This is a genomic window from Polymorphospora sp. NPDC051019 (assembly GCF_040683055.1).
GTDB lineage: Bacteria > Actinomycetota > Actinomycetes > Mycobacteriales > Micromonosporaceae > Polymorphospora > Polymorphospora lycopeni.
The window spans coordinates 479,155-497,159 of the sequence record NZ_JBFBCH010000002.1 but is presented as its reverse complement, the minus strand read 5'-3'; the positions used below and the strand labels follow the sequence as shown (position 1 = coordinate 497,159).

The 18,005-nt window shown below is 72.6% G+C and carries 13 protein-coding genes; 5 read left to right on the top strand and 8 right to left on the bottom strand.

Annotation, left to right across the window (positions count from 1 at the left end; genetic code table 11):
- Positions 1 to 44 precede the first annotated feature (44 nt).
- Positions 45 to 5,129 carry an NAD-glutamate dehydrogenase gene (locus tag AB0M79_RS06355; protein WP_364208435.1) on the top strand — a complete coding sequence of 1,695 codons (5,085 nt, stop codon included), beginning with the start codon at positions 45 to 47 and terminating at the stop codon, positions 5,127 to 5,129.
- 77 nt (positions 5,130 to 5,206) lie between these two features.
- Here the strand turns inward: AB0M79_RS06355 and AB0M79_RS06350 are convergent, their stop codons facing one another.
- The gene (locus AB0M79_RS06350) at positions 5,207 to 5,614 is read right to left on the bottom strand and encodes a four-helix bundle copper-binding protein (RefSeq protein WP_364208432.1); all 408 of its coding nucleotides are present in this window, start codon (positions 5,612 to 5,614) and stop codon (positions 5,207 to 5,209) included.
- 151 nt (positions 5,615 to 5,765) lie between these two features.
- Between AB0M79_RS06350 and AB0M79_RS06345 the strand changes: the two genes are divergently transcribed.
- Positions 5,766 to 7,988 (top strand): heavy metal translocating P-type ATPase, encoded by a 2,223-nt coding sequence (locus tag AB0M79_RS06345; protein ID WP_364208429.1) that lies wholly within the window; start codon positions 5,766 to 5,768, stop codon positions 7,986 to 7,988.
- Positions 7,989 to 8,111: 123 nt separating this feature from the next.
- Here AB0M79_RS06345 and AB0M79_RS06340 read toward each other — a convergent pair whose 3' ends face one another.
- From AB0M79_RS06340 to AB0M79_RS06330, 3 genes are all read right to left on the bottom strand, one after another.
- Positions 8,112 to 8,252, bottom strand: a complete 141-nt coding sequence (locus AB0M79_RS06340) for a hypothetical protein (RefSeq protein WP_364208426.1) — start codon at positions 8,250 to 8,252, stop codon at positions 8,112 to 8,114.
- A 10-nt stretch (positions 8,253 to 8,262) separates the two neighbouring features.
- Positions 8,263 to 9,300, bottom strand: a complete 1,038-nt coding sequence (locus AB0M79_RS06335) for a glycosyltransferase family 2 protein (RefSeq protein WP_364208423.1) — start codon at positions 9,298 to 9,300, stop codon at positions 8,263 to 8,265.
- Between the two features lie 352 nt (positions 9,301 to 9,652).
- Entirely contained in the window at positions 9,653 to 10,576 is a 924-nt protein-coding gene (locus AB0M79_RS06330; RefSeq protein ID WP_364208420.1) for an AraC family transcriptional regulator, read from the bottom strand.
- Positions 10,577 to 10,666: 90 nt separating this feature from the next.
- Here AB0M79_RS06330 and AB0M79_RS06325 point away from each other — a divergent pair, with 90 nt between their 5' ends.
- Positions 10,667 to 11,590 carry an NADP-dependent oxidoreductase gene (locus AB0M79_RS06325; protein WP_364208418.1) on the top strand — a complete coding sequence of 308 codons (924 nt, stop codon included), beginning with the start codon at positions 10,667 to 10,669 and terminating at the stop codon, positions 11,588 to 11,590.
- Here AB0M79_RS06325 and AB0M79_RS06320 read toward each other — a convergent pair whose 3' ends face one another.
- The 4 genes from AB0M79_RS06320 to AB0M79_RS06305 all read right to left on the bottom strand — a co-directional run bounded on the left by AB0M79_RS06320 (position 11,591) and on the right by AB0M79_RS06305 (position 14,839).
- Positions 11,591 to 12,289 (bottom strand): TetR family transcriptional regulator, encoded by a 699-nt coding sequence (locus AB0M79_RS06320; RefSeq protein WP_364208415.1) that lies wholly within the window; start codon positions 12,287 to 12,289, stop codon positions 11,591 to 11,593. It lies immediately after the preceding gene.
- A complete protein-coding gene (locus AB0M79_RS06315) occupies positions 12,252 to 12,701 on the bottom strand; it encodes a DUF393 domain-containing protein (RefSeq protein WP_364208412.1) in 450 nt (149 codons plus the stop codon). Before AB0M79_RS06315 ends, AB0M79_RS06320 begins: the two co-directional genes overlap by 38 nt.
- Positions 12,698 to 13,243, bottom strand: a complete 546-nt coding sequence (locus AB0M79_RS06310) for a hypothetical protein (RefSeq protein WP_364208409.1) — start codon at positions 13,241 to 13,243, stop codon at positions 12,698 to 12,700. Before AB0M79_RS06310 ends, AB0M79_RS06315 begins: the two co-directional genes overlap by 4 nt.
- Positions 13,244 to 13,384: 141 nt before the next feature.
- A complete protein-coding gene (locus AB0M79_RS06305) occupies positions 13,385 to 14,839 on the bottom strand; it encodes a glycoside hydrolase family 3 N-terminal domain-containing protein (protein WP_364208406.1) in 1,455 nt (484 codons plus the stop codon).
- 160 nt (positions 14,840 to 14,999) lie between these two features.
- Between AB0M79_RS06305 and AB0M79_RS06300 the strand changes: the two genes are divergently transcribed.
- Complete coding sequence (locus tag AB0M79_RS06300) at positions 15,000 to 16,175, top strand: ROK family transcriptional regulator (RefSeq protein ID WP_357532795.1); 1,176 nt, start codon at positions 15,000 to 15,002, stop codon at positions 16,173 to 16,175.
- Between the two features lie 155 nt (positions 16,176 to 16,330).
- Positions 16,331 to 17,890, top strand: coding sequence for an N-acetylmuramoyl-L-alanine amidase (locus tag AB0M79_RS06295; RefSeq protein ID WP_364208403.1), 1,560 nt, complete (start codon positions 16,331 to 16,333; stop codon positions 17,888 to 17,890).
- Positions 17,891 to 18,005: the final 115 nt, after the last annotated feature.

Genomic DNA, 18,005 nt, shown 5'->3' with positions numbered 1-18,005 from the left:
GGGCGGAGTGACCCACAGCGTAGTGGGCCGAGGGGAGTGCACGGATGGACCGGCGGCCGGTGACCAGACCGGAACCCGCCCTCCGGCAGGATGACAGCCGGATCGACGAGTTCCACACTTCAATGGTCGAGGCGGACATCGGGGTGAGCTTGGACACTCTCTACGAAGAGGGTCTAGCGATCAATCCGACCGCGGACGACATCGAGGATGTCGACCTTGACGAGCAGGTTCCCAGCGCCGAGCGGCTGGTCGCCCAGGCGGTGGCGCTCGCCGGGCGGGACCAGGACGCGGCAGCCCTGACCGACCGCTTCTGGCGGTTCGCCGCCGACGAGGAACTGGTCGGGTGTACGCCGGAGGAGATGGTCGAGGCCGCCCTGGCCCACCGCCAGCTCGCCGAGCAGCGGCTGCCGGGCGAGCTGAAGCTCCAGATCAGCCAGCCGGTCGGTGACCAGCAGCACACCGTGATCCAGATCGTCACCGACGACATGCCGTTCCTGGTGAGTTCGGTGACCGCGCTGCTCAACACCCGCCAGTTGGACCTGCACCTGCTGGTGCACCCGCTCGTGGTCGTACGCCGGGAGGCCGGCGGCCGGCTGACCGAGGTCGCCGCCGAGGTGGAGCCGGACGACGCGATCGACGGCGACCAGGTCGAGAGCTGGATGCGGCTGGAGATCGACCCGGTCCGCGACGCCGAGGACCGGGAGCGGCTGCGTGCCGACCTGACCCGGGTGCTCACCGACGTGCGCGAGGCGGTCGAGGACTGGCAGTCGATGCGCGAGCGCGCTCTCGCGCTGGCCGACGAGCTGGACACGGTACGGGTCCCGGAGACCCGGCTGCCGGTGCCGGAGAAGGACATCACCGACTCGGTGGAGCTGCTGCGCTGGATGGCGCACGAGCACTTCACGTTCCTCGGCTACCGCGAATACCGGCTGGCCGGGGCCACCGGCCGCCCGGACGGGGAGAACCGGACGCTGGAGGCGGTGCCCGGCACCGGGCTGGGCATCCTGCGCCAGGACCCGGTGGGGCAGCCCGCCGGGGCCGGCCAGCACGCGCCCCGGGCGCTGGCGTCGATGACGCCGGAGGCGGCCGACAAGGTGCTGGAGAAGCGTCTGCTGATCATCACCAAGGCCAACTCGCGGGCGACCGTGCACCGGTCGGCCTACCTGGACTACATCGGCTTCAAGACGTTCGACGAGCACGGCGAGGTGGTCGGCGAGAAGCGGTTCCTGGGGCTGTTCTCCAGCGCCGCCTACCGGGCCAGCGTCCGTGACCTGCCGGTGGTCAGCCGCAAGGTCGCCGAGGTGATGGAGCGGTCCGGGCTGAGCCCGCGCAGCCACTCCGGCAAGGATCTGATGCAGATCCTGGAGACCTATCCGCGCGACGAGCTGTTCCAGATCAAGACCGACGACCTCTACCACGCGGTGATCGGCGTGCTGCGGATGGCGGGCCGCCGGCAGTTGCGTCTCTTCCTGCGCCGGGACGGCTACGGCCGGTTCATCTCGTGCCTGATCTACCTGCCCCGCGACCGGTTCACCACCCAGAACCGGCTGCGGATGCAGGAGATCCTGCTCGCCGAGCTGAACGGGATCGGGGTCGACTACACCACCCGGGTCACCGAGTCGGTGCTCGCCCGGGTGCACTTCATCGTGCGTACCGACCCGGCCGACCCGCCGGGCCAGTTCGACGCCGACGCGCTCGCCGAGCACCTCGCCGACGCGACCCGGCTGTGGGGCGACGACTTCCGGCTGGTGCTGGAGCGCAAGCTCGGCGACGAGCAGGCCAAGGTGCTGCACGCCCGCTACGCCGACGCCTTCCCCGACGGCTACCGCGACGACCAGACGCCGTACGAGGCGTTGAAGGACCTGGCGAAACTCGAACTGCTCGAGGAACCGGGCCAGCTCGAGATGCACATGTTCCGCAAGCACAAACCGGCCGGTGAACCGATCGAGCCGGGCGACCGGACGGTGCGGTTCAAGGTCTACCGGTACGGCGAGCCGATGGTGCTGTCCGCCGTACTGCCGGTGCTGCACTCGCTCGGGGTCAGCGTCGTCGACGAGCGGCCGTACGAGATCACCCGCTCCGACGGGCGGATCTTCCTCTACGACTTCGGGCTGGAGTTGCCGCCGGACGCGCGGGAGCTGACCGGCGTACGCCCGCACGTGGAGAACGCGTTCTCGGCGACCTGGCGCGGCGAGGCCGAGGTCGACGGGTTCAACGAGCTGGTGCTGCGGGCCGGGCTGACCTGGCGGCAGGTGGTGGTGCTGCGGGCCTACGCGAAATACCTGCGCCAGGCCGGCACGATCTTCTCGCAGGAATACATGGAGGCGACGTTCATCGCCTACCCGGCGATCGCGGCGCTGCTGGTGCGGCTCTTCGAGATCCGGTTCGACCCAAGGCGTGGGCTGTCGGCCGAGGAACGCAACCTGGAGAGCAAGGAGCTGCTGACCGCGGTCGGGCAGCAGCTCGACGACGTGGCCAGCCTCGACCAGGACCGCATCCTGCGCTCCTACCTGACGCTGATCCAGGCCACCCTGCGGACCAGCTTCTACCAGCGTGGCGACGACGGGCGCCCGAAGTCGTACGTGGCGTTCAAGCTCGACCCGCAGGCGATCCCGGACCTGCCGGCGCCCCGGCCGAAGTACGAGATCTTCGTCTACTCGCCCCGGCTGGAGGGCGTACACCTGCGGTTCGGGCCGGTGGCCCGGGGCGGGCTGCGCTGGTCCGACCGGCGCGAGGACTTCCGTACGGAGGTGCTGGGCCTGGTCAAGGCGCAGATGGTGAAGAACGCCGTGATCGTGCCGGTCGGCGCGAAGGGCGGCTTCGTGCTCAAGCAGTTGCCGGGCGACCGGGACGAGGCGGTCGCCTGCTACAAGCTGTTCATCTCGGCGCTGCTCGACGTGACCGACAACATCGTCAGCGGCGAGATCGTCCCGCCGGCCGAGGTCGTACGCCACGACGGCGACGACCCCTACCTGGTGGTGGCGGCCGACAAGGGCACGGCGACGTTCTCCGACATCGCCAACGAGATCTCGAAGGCGCACCGGTTCTGGCTCGGTGACGCGTTCGCGTCCGGCGGTTCCGCCGGCTACGACCACAAGAGGATGGGCATCACCGCGCGCGGTGCCTGGGAGTCGGTCAAGCGGCACTTCCGGGACATGGGGCTGGACACCCAGACCGAGGACTTCACGGTGGTCGGCGTCGGTGACATGTCGGGTGACGTGTTCGGCAACGGCATGCTGCTGTCGGAGCACATCCGGCTGGTGGCCGCGTTCGACCACCGGCACATCTTCCTCGACCCCGACCCGGACGCGGCCCGCTCGTACGCCGAGCGCCGCCGGCTGTTCGACCTGCCGCGCTCCTCGTGGACCGACTACGACACACAGTTGATCTCCGACGGCGGCGGCGTCTTCCCCCGTACGGCCAAGTCGGTGCCGATCTCGCCGCAGGTCCGCGCGGCGCTCGACCTCGACGCGCAGGTCACCTCGATGTCGCCGCAGGATCTGATGAAGGCGATCCTCCAGGCACCGGTGGACCTGGTGTGGAACGGCGGCATCGGCACGTACGTGAAGGCGGCGACCGAGTCCAACGCCGAGGTGGGCGACAAGTCCAACGACGCGATCCGGGTCAACGGGCGCCAGCTGCGGGCCCGGGTGGTCGGCGAGGGCGGGAACCTGGGCTTCACCCAGCTCGGCCGGATCGAGTACGCGATGGCCGGTGGCCGGGGCGGGAACACCGCCGGGCCGGGTGGCACCGGTGGGCGCATCTACACCGACTTCATCGACAACTCGGCCGGGGTCGACTGCTCCGACCACGAGGTCAACATCAAGATCCTGCTCGGCGGTGCGATCACCGACGGCGAGCTGACCCGCCCGGAGCGCGACGAGCTGCTGGCGGAGATGACCGACGAGGTCGCCGAGCTGGTGCTGCGCGACAACTACGAGCAGGCCAGGGCGCTGGGCAGCGCCCGGGCCGGCGCGCAGTCGCTGCTGCCGGTGCACCGGCGGATGCTGACCGAGCTGGAACGCGCCGGCCACCTCGACCGGGCGCTGGAGGCGCTGCCCTCCGACGAGGAACTCGCCGCCCGGGCCGACACCGGCCTGACCCTGCCCGAGTTCGCCGTGCTGATGGCCTACGTCAAGATCGTGCTGGAGCGGGAGATCCTCGGCGACGCCCTCGTCGACGAGCCGTGGACGGCGCGGGTGCTGACCGACTACTTCCCGACGCCGCTGCGGGACCGGTTCGCCCACCGGATGCCCGGTCACCGGCTGCGCCGGGAGATCGTCTCCACCGCGCTGGTCAACGAGGTGATCAACCGGGGCGGTATCTCGTTCGTCTTCCGGGCGGTCGAGGAGACCGGCGCGTCGGCGGCCGACGTGATCCGGGCGTACGTGGTGGTCCGTGAGGTCTTCGCCCTCGACGAGTTGTGGGCGGCGGTCGAGCGGCTGGACAACCAGGTGCCCACCGAGGCGCAGACCTCGGTCCACCTGGAGGCCCGGCGGCTGCTCGACCGGGCGGTGCGGTGGCTGGTGACCAACCGCCGCTCGCCGCTCGACGTGCCGGCCGAGATCGATCGGTTGCGGGCCGGGGTGTCCCGGTTGCTCACCCGGTTGGACGAGCTGTTCGCCGGCGCCGAGCGGGAGGCACTCCAGGGGCACGTCGCGGTCAACATGGGCCGTGGGCTGCCCCGCGAGGTGGCCGAGCGGGCGACCCGGATCATGTACAGCTTCGGTCTGCTCGACGTGGTCGAGACGGCTGCCGAGACCGGGCGGGACGTCGACGAGGTCGCCGGGGTCTACTTCGCGCTGTCCGAGCGGTTCCGGGTCGACGCGCTGCTGTCGAAGATCTCGCTGCTGCCGCGGGAGGACCGGTGGCAGACGCTGGCCCGGATGGCGTTGCGCTACGACCTCTACGCCGCCCTCGCCGCGCTGACCGTCGAGGTGCTCAACTCGACGTCGGCGGCCGACGACGCGTCGGAGCGGGTGGCCCAGTGGGAGGCGGGTAACGCCACCTCGATCACCCGTGCCTACAAGGCGATGGGTGAGTTCGACGAGTCGCGGGCCGACCTGGCGGCGCTGTCGGTGCTGCTGCGCCAGATCCGGACTCTGGTGCGTACGAGCGGCAAGGGCTGACGCCGGCGCCGAACGGATGCCGCCGCCCGGGATCGGGCGGCGGCATCGGTGTCCGTGGGGGTCAGGTGTCCGTGGGGTCAGGTGAGCCCGTCCAGCAGTTCCTGGCAGGCCCGCTCGCAGCGGCGGCAGGCTTCGGCGCAGACCCGGCAGTGTTCGTGCATGGCCGCGTGCCGGTCGCACTCCTCGGCGCAGCTCCGGCACGCCGCGACGCAGGCGACCAGCATGGCGCGGGTCACGTTGCGGTCGTAGCCGGTGTGCCGGGACAGCACCCGGCTGGTCGTCTCGCACAGGTCGGCGCAGTCGAGGTTGATCCGGATGCAGACGGTCAGCGCGGCGACCTGTTCCTCGCTGAGGCAGGCGTCGGCGCAGGCGGTGCACGCCTGGGCGCAGGCGACGGAGGCGTCGACGGCCGTGTTGAGCAGGGCCCGGTCGAGCCCGCCGAACTCCCCCGGGTGGCTTCCGAGTATCGAGCTGGCGTAGGACATCAGGACCACTCCCCGTTCGCGTCTGCTGAACCGTGCCCACGGCAGCCGGTGGGGTACCCCGCCCCCGGTGACCCAAACGGCCCGTCCTATACCGCTGGGGGGTAGGGGTAGGCTCGGTGGAGCGGAGAACCGGGCCGGCGGGAGGAGCGGGGTGGCCACCAACCTGATCGAGCTCACCATCGGCGGGATGACCTGCGCGTCCTGTGCGTCCAGGATCGAGAGGAAGCTCAACCGGATCGACGGCGTCACCGCGACCGTCAACTACGCCACCGAGAAGGCCACCGTCACCGCCGCGCCGCCGGTCACCCCCGCCGACCTCATCGCGGTCGTCGAGCAGACCGGCTACACCGCCGCGCTGCCGGCCCCGCCCGCCGCCCCGGCCGACGGCGACGGCGCCGAGACCGCCCAGGATGTCGAGCCGCGCCTGCTGCGCGACCGGCTGCTGGTCTCGGTCGTGCTCGCCGTACCGGTGATCGCCCTGGCCATGGTCCCGCCGCTGCAGTTCACCAACTGGCAGTGGCTCTCGCTCACCCTCGCCGCCCCGGTCGTGCTCTGGGCCGGCCTGCCGTTCCACCGGGCCGCCTGGACCAACCTGCGGCACGGCGCGGCGACCATGGACACCCTCGTCTCGCTCGGCACCCTCGCCGCCTTCGGCTGGTCGCTCTGGGCGCTGTTCCTCGGCACCGCCGGCCATCCCGGCATGGCCCACGGCTTCGAGTGGACCGTGCCGCGCGGTGCCGGTGACGGCACCATCTACCTGGAGACGGCCGCCGGGGTGACCATGTTCATCCTCGCCGGCCGCTATTTCGAGGCGCGCGCCAAGCGTCGGGCCGGCGCCGCGCTGCGCGCCCTGCTCGACCTCGGCGCCAAGGACGTCGCGCTGCTGCGGGGCGGCGTCGAGACCCGCGTCCCGATCGCCGAACTCGCGGTCGGCGACACCTTCGTCGTACGGCCCGGCGAGAAGATCGCCACCGACGGCGTGGTCGACGACGGCACCTCCGCCGTCGACCTGAGCATGGTCACCGGCGAGTCGGTGCCGGTCGAGGTCGGCCCCGGCGACCAGGTGGTCGGCGGCACCGTGAACGCCGGCGGCCGGCTGCTGGTCACCGCCAACCGGGTCGGCGGCGACACCCAGCTCGCCCAGATGGCCCGGCTGGTCGAGCAGGCGCAGAGCGGAAAGGCGCGGGTGCAGCGGCTCGCCGACCGGATCAGCGGAGTCTTCGTACCCGTGGTCATCGCGCTGGCCGCCGGGACGCTCGGCTACTGGCTGGGTACCGGCGCCGGAACCGTCACGGCGTTCACCGCCGCGGTCGCCGTGCTGATCATCGCCTGCCCGTGCGCCCTCGGCCTGGCCACCCCGACCGCGCTGCTGGTCGGCACCGGCCGGGCCGCCCAGCTCGGCATCCTGATCAAGGGACCGGAGGCGCTGGAGTCGACCCGCCGCGTCGACACCGTCGTGCTCGACAAGACCGGCACTGTCACCGCCGGGCGGATGACCCTGGTCGACACCGTCGCCGCCGACGGCGAGGACCCGGAGCGCGTCCGGCGGCTCGCCGCCGCGGTCGAGGCCGCCTCCGAACACCCGATCGGCCGGGCCGTGGCGGCCGCCGTACCCGGGCCGCTGCCGCCGGTCACCGGGTTCGCCGCCGTCGAGGGACTCGGCGTACGCGGCACCGTCGAGGGGCACGAGGTCGTCGCCGGCCGGGCCGCCTTCGCCGGCGAGCTGCTCGGAGCGCTCGCCGCCGCGGCGGCCGAGGCCGAGTCGGTCGGCCGCACGGTGGTCACCGTCGGCTGGGACCAGCGGGTCCGTGGCCTGCTGGTGGTCGCCGACACGGTCCGGCCGACCAGCCGCCAGGCGGTCACCGCGCTGCGCGGGCTCGGCCTGACCCCGGTGCTGCTCACCGGCGACAACGCCGCTGCGGCCCGGGCCGTCGCCGACGAGGTCGGGATCGACGAGGTGTTCGCCGGGGTCATGCCGGCCGGCAAGGTCGACGTCGTACGCCGGCTCCAGGAGCGGGGTGCGGCGGTGGCGATGGTCGGCGACGGGGTCAACGACGCGGCCGCCCTCGCCCAGGCCGACCTCGGACTGGCGATGGGCAGCGGCACCGACGTGGCGATCGAGGCCAGCGACCTGACCCTCGTCCGGGGCGACCTGACGGCGGCGGTCGACGCGATCCGGATGTCCCGGCACACGCTGCGGGTGATCAAGAGCAATCTGTTCTGGGCGTTCGCCTACAACGTGGCGGCGATCCCGCTGGCCGCCGCCGGGGTGCTCAGCCCCATGGTCGCCGGTGCCGCGATGGCGTTGTCGTCGGTCTTCGTGGTGACCAACAGCCTCCGCCTGCGCCGCTTCCACCCGACCCGCCCCTCATGATCCCCGTGATCAGGGAGTACGCCCCGCGTGTCGTCGGCGCGGCGGGCCGCATTTCCCCTGATCACGGGGATCATGGCCGGGGCCGGCCCCGGGGCCGGGCACCGGGCGCCGGGGCGGGCCTGCTCAGCCGATCCGGCGGCGGGCCTTCGCGCCCCACTGGGCCACGGTCACCAGCAGCGCGCCGACCGCCAGCGTGATCGCGCCGAGCACGCCCACGGCGGCCGCCGAAGCGCCGGTCAGGGGCAGTTCCTGGTTGGCTGACATGCCGTACTCCTCATACTCGGGTGGGTTGCGGGGTGCCGATACGGGCGGGCGACGCCCACACGCAGCGGTCGACGGTCGGCTGGCGGATGGCCTTCACCAGCGCGTGCACCATGACGACCCGGTAGAGCAGGTCGGTCAGGGTGATCAGGGGCAGGAAGAGGACCAGCCGGGGCCGGCGCAGCCGCCAGGCGGCCAGCAGCAGCCAGACCGACTGGCCGGCCAGGAGGAGAAGTAGTCCGGTGCCGACGCCGAGGCCGGCGGTGGCCAGCACCCACACGGTCAGCGGCGCGCCGACGACGTACAGCGCCCAGTGCAGCATCAGCAGCACGTACGCGTAGTCGAAGCGGGTGGCCCGGCGGCCGACCCGGTGGCCGATGACGCCCTGGAAGGTGCCCCACATCCAGCGCAGGTTCTGCCGGTACCAGTCCCGCATGCTGGTCGGATCCTGCAGGTGGGCCACGGCGCGCGGAGCGTAGACGACCCGGCCGAGGCGCCGCCGGTGCGTCTCCAGCACCCAGTACGTGTCGTCCACGATGTACGGCGGCCGCTGCGGCAGGACGGCGTCGAGCAGTTCGGTGCGGTAGAGCGAGTTGCTGCCGGAGATGCAGTTCATGACGTTGAAGTGGCTCTGGATCCGGCGGGTGAGCACCTGGTAGCTCCAGTAGCTGTAGGCCCGCTTGGCCAGCCACGGGTTCCACCGGCGCTCCTTCGGCCACCAGGTCACGTTGTGGCCGACGACGATGGCGGTCTGGTCCTCCAGGTGGGCCAGGGCGGCGCTGACGAAGCCGGCGTCGACGAGCACGTCGTCGTCGAGGATCGCGACCGCGCGGAACCTGGTGCCGAGCCCGAACCGTACGTACCCGGCGTGCAGTGCGGCGGGCTTGCCGACGTTGACGGGGAGGGTGAGGACGTGGGCGCCGGCCTCGCCGGCGATCCGGGCGGTGTCGTCGGTCGATGCGTCGGAGACGACGTAGACGGGGACGCCGGTGGCCCGGGCGGCCGCGACGGCCGACGCGATCGTTGACGCACCGTTACGGCAGGCGATCATGATGGCCACCTGATCGGCGCGGACCGGGCCGTACCGGGGGTAGGCCGGTGGGCGGCGCCGGTGCGCGGCACGGTCTGGCCGGGCGAATCCGTAGCCAAACGCAGCGACTACCGAGAGTAGTAGCAGTGCGCTGAAGATGACGGATGAGATCAGGAAGAACCGCAGCATTTGTGTGCCTTTGCGCAGGTGGCGGGCGTGGCGAAGTGCCGCACCGGCGCGGCTGCCGGTAACGCTACGTAGCGTTCTCTAGGACGCCAAGGGTGGCGCGTCCGAATTGGCCGTTCGGCCAACTTGGCTCGCATTTGCGGCTTACATCGGGAGGGGAACTGGTCGGCGCTTGGTCCTACTTTGATTACTCAGAGTGTCGATATCTGCCGGGAGCGACGCCGAACCGGCGCTTGAACGCATGGGCGAACGCGAACTCCGAGGCGTAGCCGACCCGGGCCGCGATCGAACTCAGCGGCGCGTCGGACCCGCGGAGCCGGCGGGCCGCGAGGGTCATCCGCCACCACGTCAGGTAGCCCAGCGGCGGCTGGCCGACGAGTGCCGTGAAACGGCGGGCGAACGCCGCCCGGGACAGCCCCGCCTCGGCGGCCAGGGTCGCGACCGTCCAGGAGCGGGCCGGGTCCCGGTGCATCGCCCGCAGCGCGGCGCCGACCGCCCGGTCGGCGAGGGCCACCGGCCAGCCGGTGGCGGGGCCGGATGTCGACCGCTCCTCCAACCACGCCCGCAGGATGTGGAGCAGCAGGGTGTCGAGCAGGGCGGGAACGATGGCGTCGGTGCCGGGCCGGGGCTGTCGCAGCTCGGTGGTGAGCAGTTCCACGGTCGCCCGCAGCACGGGATACCGGTCGAGGTGCGCCGGAAGGTGGACGAGTTCGGGCAGGTCGTGCAGCAGGGGATGGGTACGGGCCGGTTCGAGCTCGTAGGCGCCGCAGAGCGTGACGGTGGCCGGCACGCCGCTTCCGGCGGGCGGGTCGACGGTGGTGTAACGCCCGACGGAGTCCGGATCGCAGTCCGGTCCGGTGACCGGGGCCGACGGGCTGTCGGCCAGCACGTGCCCCGGCCCGTGCGGACGGAACACCACGTCACCGACGGCCAGCGACACCGGGTCGGTGTCCGGCCGGATCAGCCAGCACGGTCCCGCCAGGACCATCTGGAAGCCGGCCGAACCGGGTACGGCGGCGAACCGTTGCGCCCACGGTGCGGGCCAGGTCACCAGCGCGGCCCGTGGCCGGCCGGTCCGCAGCACCGCGAGCACGTCGCTGAGCACGTCCATCCCGGCCAGTATCCGACGCGAGACGATCGGGTATGGACCGAGGAGCCGTACGCATGGTCCGGTACCGCCGTCGTTCATAGGTTCGGAGACATGCGAGCCATGCGAATCCACGGGTACGGCGACGTGTCGGTCATCCGCCAGGACATCGTCCCCCGCCCGGTGCCGGGCCACGACGAGGTGCTGATCCGCGTCGCGGGGACCTCGTCCAACCCGTCCGAGATCGGACTGCGGTCCGGCCTGCTCAGCTCCGTCTTCCCGCTGGACCTGCCGTACACGCTCGGCTGGGACGTCGCCGGCACGGTCGTCGCGGTCGGCGACGGCGGGTCCACCTTCGCCGTGGGTGACCGGGTCGTCGGCCGGGTCGACAGCGGCGGAGCCGCGGCCGAGTACGTGACGGCCACGGCCGACCGTCTCGTCCGGGCGCCCGCCGCCGTCCCGCTCGCCGACGCCGCGGCCATCCCGGTCGCCGGTCTCACCGCGTGGCAGGCGGTGTTCGAGCACGCCCGCGTCGCGCCCGGGCAGTGGGTGCTCGTCAACGGCGGGGGCGGCGGTGTCGGCGGGTTCGCCGTCCAACTCGCCCGGTACGCCGGAGCACGGGTCGTCGCCACCGCCGGCCCGCGCAGCGCCGACGCCGTACGCCGACTCGGCGCCGACCGGGTCGTCGACTACACCACCACGCCACTCGACGACGCGCTCCCCGGGCCGGTCGACGCCGTGCTCAACCTGGTCGCGGCCGGTCCGGAACAGGTGGCGGCCCTGCTGCCGCTGGTCCGGCCGGGCGGCGTGCTGGTCAGCATCACCGTCGGGGTCGAGGTGCCCGCGGGCGTACCGGTGACGGCGAGCCGGTTCGTCGCGCGCAACGACCCGGCCCAGCTCGCCGAGTTGGTGAAGCTGGTCGACGCCGGCGTGGTCCGGGTCGACGTCGCCGCGTTCCGCCCGCTGGCCGACCTGGCCGCCGTGCACCGCGCCGCCGAGGCCGGCCTGACCCGGGGCAAGGTCGTCCTCGTCCCGTGACTACTGGCGCAGGCTGCGGATCAGCTGCATGACCTCGCGGGTCACGGGGCGCAGCACCCGCAGCCGGGACAGGCCGACCAGCCGGTCGATCAACGGGGTGGCCCCGTCGATCAACCGCCGGGTCTTGGCCTGCTCCGGCGACCGGTCGTGCACCCAGTAGAGGACCACCCCCATGTACGCCAGCCACAGCAACTCCGGCAGGTCGGCGCGCAGTTCCGGGTCCACCTTCGCCGTCGACCCCTCGACCACCTCGCGGAACAGTGCGATCGACGCCTCCCGTGCCCCCGACGACTCGGTCGAGAACGGGCTCAGCGGCGAGGTCGGCTCGGCGGCCGTCTTGAAGAACGTCGCCGCGAACGCGTGGTAGGGCGCGTTCGCGTCGATGCCGGCGTGCAGCACCCCGCGCAGCCGGGCCGCGAAGTCCGACTCGCGGCGCAGCACGGGTGTCGCCGCGGCCCGGTGTTCGACCTGCGTGCCGGCGTAGAACTCCTGGATCAGGTGTTCCTTCGAACCGAAGTAGTAGTAGGCGTTGCCGACCGCGACGCCCGCCTCCTTCGCGATCGCGCGCATCGTCGTCTGGGTGTAGCCGCGCTCGCGGAAGAGTCGCATCGCGGTGTCGAGGATGAGCCGGCGGGTCTGCTCGCCCTTGGCGGTCGCCGGCTCAGCCGCAGCGGTCGTCGGCACACTCGCTTCGCTCATCGTCACCACCGTAGTACGGCTCCCGGTAGCGTTCCCGCAGCGCCGACGCGGTCTTCACGACCCGCCTCGCCACCGGCAGCAGGTCCGGCCGGGCGAGCCGGTCGGCCAGTGCCCGGTAGTCGGCGAGCGCCCACAGGCAGGCCAGCCAGGCACCGTCGCCGACGTACACCTCGCCGGTGTCGGCGATCACGGTGATGTCCCGCAGCGTCGCGGCGTGGTCGAGGTCGGGGAACAGCAGCCGGGCCTGGGGCGACCCGGCCGGCACGAACGACAGCGGTACGAGCTGGTCGCGCGCCGCCAGCCAGGCGCGCGCCGTACGGCAGACCGGGCACTGCCCGTCGTAGAGGACGGTGAACCCGGCGATCCCACCGCCCCCGTGTGCGGTGGGATCGCCGGGCCGGGCACCGGTCACGGCTGCGCCGGCGGCTGGTGCGGCGGCATGGGCGGCCCGGCCGGGGGAGCGGCCTCGGGCGACGCGCCGGGGCGGGCGGCGCCGGGATGCTGCGGCGGTACGGGCGGCCGGCCCGGCGGGAACCCGACCGGGCCACCGGCGTACGGGCCGGCCATGGCGAGCCGGCCGGCGGGCGGCACCGGCGGCCGGGGGGCCTGTTGCCGCAGCCGCCCGCGCCGGTAGCGGTTGAGGGCGAAGACGTTGAAGAAGTGCAGGATGCCCAGTACCAGGAGCATCAGGCCGATCTTCAGCGACAGTTCCTCCATCGCGTGGGCCATCGAGGTGATCCGGCCGCCGTAGCGCAGGTTGAACATGGCGAAGCCGAGGTTGAGCAGGTAGAAGCCGACCACGAGCAGGCTGTTGATCGCCTTTGCCAGCTTGCTGTCGTCGAAGACCTCGACGAGGAAGACGAGCCCGTTGCGCGACAGCACGCCGGCCACCCAGACGACCAACCCGATGCTGATCACGAGGTAGCTCAGGTACATCCAGACCTTCAGGTCCACCGTCGACCCCTTTCTCGAACGTGTTCAAGTTTTGGTCGCCCTGAGCGTACGACTGCTTTTGAACGCGTTCAAGCGAGACGCCGCTCACCCGGAACGGCGCCGCACCCGGGGTCGGGTGCGGCGCCGCCGGAGCGTGACCGGTCAGCCGGCCAGGCCGAGGGTTTCCGCCGCCGCGCGGCCGTTGGCGTGGCTGGCGCCGTACGTCGTCACGAAGGCGCGTACGCCCGCCGGCCGCCAGGGCGACGGCCAGCCCATCTCGACCAGGACCACCGGGTGGGCGGCGGCCAGCGCCTCGACCAGCGCCGGCGCCTCGGCCAGCCGGTGCACGTGCCGCCCGACCAGCACGATCGGCCGGCCGCCGGCCCGTTCCACCAGGTCGGGTACGTCGGTCTCGGTGGCCACCACGCGCAGTTGCTCGGCGCCGCCGACGTGCGGGCCGAGGCCCCACGGCACCCGCCCCTCGGCGATCGTCGACGACGACACGAGCTGCACCACGAGGGGCGTACCGAGGTCGGTGAGGGTGCCCTCGACGCGGACCGCGCGCCGGGCGGCGGCGTACCCGAGGTCGGTCGCCACGGTCTCGTCCGGCGCGGCGGCCCGGGTCCAGGCGGCGAGTTCGGCGGCGCGGCCGGCGGCCTGCTCGACCCGGGCGAGGTCGAGCCGGCCGTCGCCGAGGGCCGCGACGACGTGCGCCACCACCTCTTCGACCAGGGCCGGCTCGTCGATGTCGGCGCCGATGCAGAGCAGGTCGGCGCCGGCCGCCAGGGCGCGTACGGCCGCCGGGGCGACGCCACCGGCGGCGAGCGCGGCCCCCTTCATCTCCAGGGCGTCGGTGACGACCGCGCCGGTGAAGCCGTATTCGTGGCGGAGCAGGTCGACCAGTACGGCGCTGGTGAAGGTGGCCGGCGCGGGACCGGTCAGGGCCGGCACCCGGATGTGTGCGGTCATGACGGCCTTGGCGTCGGCGGCGATGACCGCCGCGAAGGGCGGCAGGTCGCGGGCCCGCAGCACGGACAGCGGTACGTCGACGGTCGGCAGTTCGTGGTGCGAGTCGGCGACCGTGGCGCCGTGGCCGGGAAAGTGCTTCGCGCAGGCGGCGACCCCGGCGGCCTGGAGCCCGGTGACCGCGGCGGCGGCGTGGGCGGCGACCCGGACCGGGTCGGCGCCGAACGAGCGGGTGCCGATGATCGGGTTGTCGTCGTGTGAGTTGACGTCGACGGTCGGCGCGAGGTTGAGGGTGACGCCGGCGGCCGCGAGTTCGGTGCCGATGGCCTGGTAGACGCGCCGGGTGAGGCCGACGTCGCCGACCGCGCCGAGGGCGGCGTTGCCCGGGTACGGGCTGCCGGTGGCGTGCGCGAGCCGGGTGACGTCGCCGCCCTCCTCGTCGATGGCGACGACGACGTCGGGGCGGGCCTGGCGCAGCGCGGCGGTGGTCGCGGCGACCTGGGCGGGGTCGACGACGTTGCGGCCGAAGAGGGTGTGCCCGGCGAGCCCGTCGGCGACCAGTTCGACCGCCCATCGCGGGGGTGCGGTCCCCGGGAAGGCCGCGAGCAGGGTGCGCAGCACGAGCCGCCGAAGTCCTGGGTCGATCGTCACCTGGTCTCCCTCTTGTCCCCGCCGGTGCGCGTCACGTGCCGGCAGGGGTCATCCTGTCGCCGGTGGGTGCCGGCCGTTGTCATGATCTGCGATTACGCTACGGCTACCGGTAAGGCCCAGTTATCGATAAGAAACTTTACTAAATATAGAGGACGTCTCCATGGCTTCCACCCGTCTGCCCGGCACACCCCGCCTCCTCCGCGCGCTCAACGACCGCGCCGCCCTGGAACTGCTGCTCGACCGGGGCCCGCTCACCCGCGCCCAGCTCGGCGAGCTGACCGGCCTGTCCAAGGTCACCGCCTCCCAGCTCGTCGAACGCCTGGAGGAGCGCGGCCTGGTCACCCGGGTCGGCGAGCAGGCCGGCGGCCGCGGCCCCAACGCCCAGCTCTACGCGGTCACCCCGGGCAGCGCGTACGTCGTCGGCGTCGACGTCGGCCCGGACCGGGTGGTCGCCGCCTGCGCCGACATCACCGGCGGGGTGATCGGCCGGGTCGAGCAGTCCACCCGCGACACCGACGACCCGGTCGGCGTGGTGCACAACGCGGTCGTCCAGGCGGCCGGCGAGGCGCACGCCCAGCTCGCCAGCGTGCGCCGGGTGGTGCTCGGCACCCCCGGTCTGGTCGACCCCGCCACCGGCGACATCACGTTCGCGTTCAACCTGCCGCGCTGGCACCGCGGGCTGCTCGCCGCGCTGCGCGAGGACCTGCGCATCCCGGTCGTGTTCGAGAACGACGTCAACCTGGCGGCGGTCGCCGAGGCGCACACCGGGGCGGCCCGTGGTGTCGACAACTTCGTGCTGGTCTGGGCCGGCGTCGGTATCGGTCTCGCCATCATGATCAACGGGCGGATGCACCACGGCAGCACCGGCGCGGCCGGCGAGATCGGCTATCTCCCGGTGCCCGGCGCGCCCATCCCGCGCGACGTGTCGCGCCGGGCCAAGCCCGCCTTCCAGCAGGTCGCCGGCGCCGACGCGATCCGGGCGGTGGCCCGCGAGCACGGCTTCCGGGCGGCCACCGCCGCCGAGGCCGTGCGCGCGGCGATCGCGGCCGGGACCGAGGGTGGCCCGTTCCTCGACGAGCTGGCCCGCCGGCTGGCCCTCGGCGTGGCCGGCACCTGTGTGGTGCTCGACCCGCCGCTGGTCGTGCTGACCGGCGAGGTCGGTCAGGCCGGCGGGAGCGCGCTCGCCGAGCGGGTGCAGCACGAGGTGGCCGCGATCACGCTGGTGTCGCCCCGGGTGCAGGTGACCGAGCTGACCGAGGAGCCGGTGCTCCAGGGCGCGTTGCGCACCGCGCTGGACGCGGTCCGGGACGAGGTCTTCGGGTCGACGGTGGGCTGAGCCGGTGCCCACGCCACATCCCGTCATGTGAAGGAATTCTTCAATAAAGTAAACAGTACTGCAAGCTCTCGACATAGATGGATATCTGGCTATACCGTTCGGTCACCCGACGTCCCCGGCGACCGGGGGCGTCCATCACTTCGGGAGGAGTGACGGTGACCGTACGAAACCCCCTGCGTCGAGCCGCCCGCCTGATCGGCGGCGGCGCCCTCGCCCTGGCCGTCGGCCTGTCCGCCCAACCGGCCCAGGCCGCGCCGGCCGACCGGTCGGGCGCCGCCGATCCGCTCGCCGCCGCCTTCGAGGCCGCGGCCGACCGCTACGACGTGCCGCGCGACCTGCTCGCGGCGCTCGGCTACGCCGAGACCCGTCTCGACGGGCACAACGGTGAGCCGAGCGCCTCGAACGGCTACGGCGTCATGCACCTGACCAGCAACCCGAACGTCCGTACCCTCGACGAGGCGGCCGCCCTCACCAGGCTGCCCGCCACCGAACTGCGCACCGACACCGCCGCCAACATCACCGGGGCCGCCGCCGTGCTCCGGTCGTACGCCGACGCGGCCGGGCTGACCGCCGCCCAGCGCGACGACGTCGACCGCTGGTACGGCGTGGTGGCCCGCTACGGCGGCGGCTCCACCCCGGCGACCACCCGCCTCTACGCCGACGCCGTCTACGACCTGCTCGGCACCGGCTTCGCCGCCGGCGGCGCGCTCCGGATCCCCGGCCGCCCGGTCGCCCCGCAGCGCGGCGCGCTCGCCTCGGTCGCCCCGGTCGGTGCCGCCGACCCCGGCGTCGGCACGCTGAGCGCCGACTACGGCCCGGCCGCCTGGGCGCCCGCGCACAGCAACAACTACACCGTGTCCAGCCGGGAGTCGACGTACGACATCCGCTACGTGATCATCCACGTGGCGCAGGGCTCGTACGCCGGCACCGTGAGCTGGTTCCAGAACCCCGGTGCCGGGGTCAGTGCCCACTACACGATCCGCTCGTCGGACGGCGCGGTCACCCAGTCCGTACGGGACAAGGACGTCGCCTGGCACGCCGGCAACTGGACCTACAACACCCAGTCGATCGGCATCGAGCACGAGGGCTTCGTCAACAACGCCTCGTGGTTCACCGACGCGATGTACCGCTCGTCGGCCGCGCTCACCCGGCACCTGGCCAACCGGTACAACATCCCGAAGACCCGTTCGTACATCCTCGGGCACAACCAGGTTCCGGGTGCCACGCACACCGACCCGGGGCCGAACTGGAACTGGACCCGCTTCATGGAGCTGGTCAACGGTGGCGGCACCACCCCGCCGCCGAGCTGGACGTCCACCGTCGACAACGACACCGCGGGCCGGTTCACCGCCAGCGGCAACTGGGGCTCGTCGGCATACTCCAGTCAGCGGCACGGCGCCAACTACCGGTTCGCCGACCCGGTCCTGGCCAGCGACTCGGCCTGGTACAAGTTCAACATCCCGGCGACGGCGACGTACCGGGTCGACGCCTGGTGGCCGGCCGACGCGGGATACAACAACTCGACCCCGTACGTCATCGTCACCTCCGGCGGGAACCAGACGGTCAACGTCAACCAACGGCTGACCGGCGGCCAGTGGCGGGTGCTCGGCACCTACACCCTGACCGCCGGTGACGCCAACAAGGTCGCGGTGAGCCGCTGGACGAACGGCACCGGTCTGGTCATCGCCGACGCGATCCGCATCACCCGGGTCTGACCCGGCGCGCCACGCGCCCCACCCACGCCCCGCGATCTTGCACTTATCTCCCCCTTTCACGGCTTATGTCGGGCGACGAGTGCAAGATCGCGGGGGCGGGGGGCGGGGAACGTCG

Bases quoted from the DNA above. Each gene is read 5' to 3' on its own strand.
- AB0M79_RS06340 (WP_364208426.1), bottom strand. From the start codon at position 8,252: ATGTCAGCCAACCAGGAACTGCCCCTGACCGGCGCTTCGGCGGCCGCC.
- AB0M79_RS06350 (WP_364208432.1), bottom strand. From the start codon at position 5,614: ATGTCCTACGCCAGCTCGATACTCGGAAGCCACCCGGGGGAGTTCGGC.
- AB0M79_RS06355 (WP_364208435.1), top strand. From the start codon at position 45: ATGGACCGGCGGCCGGTGACCAGACCGGAACCCGCCCTCCGGCAGGAT.
- AB0M79_RS06325 (WP_364208418.1), top strand. From the start codon at position 10,667: ATGCGAGCCATGCGAATCCACGGGTACGGCGACGTGTCGGTCATCCGC.
- AB0M79_RS06300 (WP_357532795.1), top strand. From the start codon at position 15,000: ATGGCTTCCACCCGTCTGCCCGGCACACCCCGCCTCCTCCGCGCGCTC.
- AB0M79_RS06330 (WP_364208420.1), bottom strand. From the start codon at position 10,576: ATGGACGTGCTCAGCGACGTGCTCGCGGTGCTGCGGACCGGCCGGCCA.
- AB0M79_RS06335 (WP_364208423.1), bottom strand. From the start codon at position 9,300: ATGATCGCCTGCCGTAACGGTGCGTCAACGATCGCGTCGGCCGTCGCG.
- AB0M79_RS06320 (WP_364208415.1), bottom strand. From the start codon at position 12,289: ATGAGCGAAGCGAGTGTGCCGACGACCGCTGCGGCTGAGCCGGCGACC.